This window comes from Streptomyces sparsus, from assembly GCF_054776295.1.
On record NZ_BAAHCA010000667.1, the window covers coordinates 1 to 2,727 of the forward strand.

The 2,727-nt window shown below is 74.7% G+C and carries 1 protein-coding gene, 1 pseudogene and 1 riboswitch; of the genes and pseudogenes, one reads left to right on the forward strand and one right to left on the reverse strand.

Features of this window, described 5'->3' with window-relative positions; all coding sequences use genetic code 11:
• A partial coding sequence (locus tag ACYVE9_RS21870; RefSeq protein WP_461029597.1) for a cobaltochelatase subunit CobN occupies window positions 1-2,190 on the reverse strand: 2,190 nt, incomplete at its 3' end.
• A gap of 30 nt (window positions 2,191-2,220) precedes the next feature.
• Window positions 2,221-2,374: riboswitch (cobalamin riboswitch) on the reverse strand.
• 56 nt (window positions 2,375-2,430) lie between these two features.
• Between ACYVE9_RS21870 and ACYVE9_RS21875 the strand changes: the two are divergent.
• Window positions 2,431-2,727 (forward strand): annotated as a pseudogene (locus tag ACYVE9_RS21875) (cobalamin biosynthesis protein CobG); the annotation flags it as partial.

The following is a 2,727-nucleotide window of genomic DNA, read 5'->3' on the forward strand; positions in this document are numbered from 1 at the left end:
GGCGGCGGTGCGGGTGGCGGCGGACTCGTCGAGGCCGAGCGCCTCCCGCAGGCCCGGCAGCGCCGAGTTGCCGCCCCAGATCTGCCGGGCGCGCAGGATCGCCAGCACCAGGTTGACCCGCTCGGGGCCCGTCGGGGCGCCGCCGAGCACGTGCAGACCGTCGCGGATCTGGGCGTCCTTGATCTCGCACAGCCAGCCGTCGACGTGCAGCAGGAACTCGTCGAAGCCGTCGTCGTCGGGGCGTTCGTCCAGTCCGAGGTCGTGGTCGAGGCGGGCGGCCTGGATCAGCGTCCAGATCTGGGCGCGGATCGCGGGCAGCTTCGCCGGGTCCATCGCGGAGATCGCCGCGTACTCGTCGAGGTGCTGCTCCAGGCGCGCGATGTCGCCGTAGGACTCGGCGCGGGCCATGGGCGGCACCAGGTGGTCGACGAGCGTGGCGTGCACGCGGCGCTTGGCCTGGGTGCCCTCACCCGGGTCGTTGACGAGGAACGGGTAAATCAGCGGCAGGTCGCCCAGCGCGGCGTCCGGGCCGCAGGCGGCGGACAGGCCGGCGTTCTTGCCGGGCAGCCACTCCAGGTTGCCGTGCTTGCCCAGGTGCACCATCGCGTCGGCGCCGAAGCCGCCCTCGGCGCGGGGCGCGGCGATCCAGCGGTAGGCCGCCAGGTAGTGGTGCGAGGGCGGCAGGTCCGGGTCGTGGTAGATGGCGATCGGGTTCTCACCGAATCCGCGCGGCGGCTGGATGAGGATGAGCAGGTTGCCGCGGCGCAGCGCGGCCAGCACGATGTCGCCCTCCGGGTTGCGGCTGGTGTCGAGGAACATGCGGCCGGGCGGCGGCCCCCAGTGCTCCTCCACGCTGTCGCGCAGTTCCTGCGGCAGCAGGCGGTACCAGCGCAGGTAGTCGGCGGCCGGGATGCGGACCGGGTTGGCGGCCAGCTGCTCGTCGGTCAGCCAGTCCTGGTCGTGGCCGCCGGCTTCGATGAGCGCGTAGATCAGCTCGTCGCCGTCACCGGACTCCAGTCCCGGCACCGGGCCCTCGCCGGCGCTTCCCGCGCCGCCGTCGGCCGACTCGTCGCCGAAGTCGTAGCCCTCGGCGCGCAGGCGCCGCAGCAGTGCGACCGCGCTGGCCGGGGTGTCCAGGCCGACCGCGTTGCCGATCCGGGAGTGCTTCGTCGGGTAGGCCGACAGCACCAGCGCGAGCCGCTTCTCGGCCGGCGGGATGTGCCGCAGCTTGGCGTGCCGCACGGCGATGCCGGCGACGCGGGCGGCCCGCTCGGGGTCGGGCACGTAGGCGGGCAGGCCGTCGGCGTCGATCTCCTTGAAGGAGAACGGGACGGTGATCAGGCGGCCGTCGAACTCGGGCACCGCGACCTGGGTGGCGGCGTCGAGCGGCGAGAGCCCCTCGTCGTTCTCCTCCCAGGCGGAGCGGGGGCTGGTCAGGCACAGCGCCTGGAGGATCGGCACGTCCAGGTCGGCGAGCGCGCCCGCGTCCCAGGACTCGTCGTCGCCGCCGGCCGACGCCTCGGCCGGCTTGGTGCCGCCCGCGGCGAGCACCGTCCTGACGACCGCGTCGGCGGTGCGCAGCCGCTCGATGAGTTCCGGTTCCGGGGCGCGCAGCGACGCCACGTACAGCGGCAGCGGCCGGCCGCCGGCGTCCTCCACGGCCTGGCAGAGGGCCTCCACGAAGGCGGTGTTGCCGCTCATGTGGTGGGCGCGGTAATAGAGCAGCGCGATCGTCGGGCCGTCGGCGTCCGTCCGGGCGGTGCGCTCCAGCGGGCCCCAGGCGGGGGCGGGCTCCGGCGGGGCGAAGCCGTGGCCGGTGAGCAGCACGGTGTCGGAGAGGAACCGGGCGAGCTGTTCGAGGTTGGCGGGGCCGCCGTGCGCGAGGTAGGCGTGCGCCTCGGCGGCGATGCCGATGGGGACGGTGGACGCCTCCATCAGCTGCGCGTCGGGGGCCTGTTCACCGGTGAGTACGACCACCGGGCGGTCCCCGGCGAGCAGCAGGTCCAGGCCCTCCTGCCAGGCGCGGACGCCGCCCAACAGCCGGACCACGACCAGTTCGGCGCCCTCCAGCAGCTCGGGCAGCTCGTCGAGGGTGAGGCGGGCCGGGTTGGCGAGCCGGTACGGCACGGGGCCGTCCGCGGCACGGGCGCTGAGCAGGTCGGTGTCGGACGTCGACAGCAGCAGGATCATGCGGCGTCAGGCCTTCCTCGGGGTCCGCGCCCCGGGCGGTGAGTGACGGCGGGAGTTCCTGGCTCGTCCGGCCGGAACCGGATCTCACAGTGGCGGGACCGCGCCGGATTCTCACCGGGCTTCCTCCCATGTACGCCGTCGCAGGCGGTGGCGGCCCATGCGGACCGCCGAGGAGCATAGTAAGCGCTGGCCGGGCGGACCGGGCGTACACCTTTTCGGACGGCTGCACGGGCCATCGGTATGCTCGCCGCCATGCCGCCCACCCCCGTCCCGTCCGAGCCGAAGGCTGCCCCCGGCAGCCGGCGGCGTGACGACGCCTGCCCGGGTGCGTTGCGGCTGCACACGGCCGATGACGGTTCGCTGGCCCGGATCAGGCTGCCCGGCGGCCTGCTCGGCGCCGCCCAGGCACGGGCCCTGGCGGACGCCGCACAGCGGCTGGGCGACGGCGAACTGCACCTCACCTCACGCGGCAACGTGCAGCTGCGCGGCCTCGACGGGGACTGCGGGAGCGAACTGGCCGGGCTGCTGCGCGCCTGC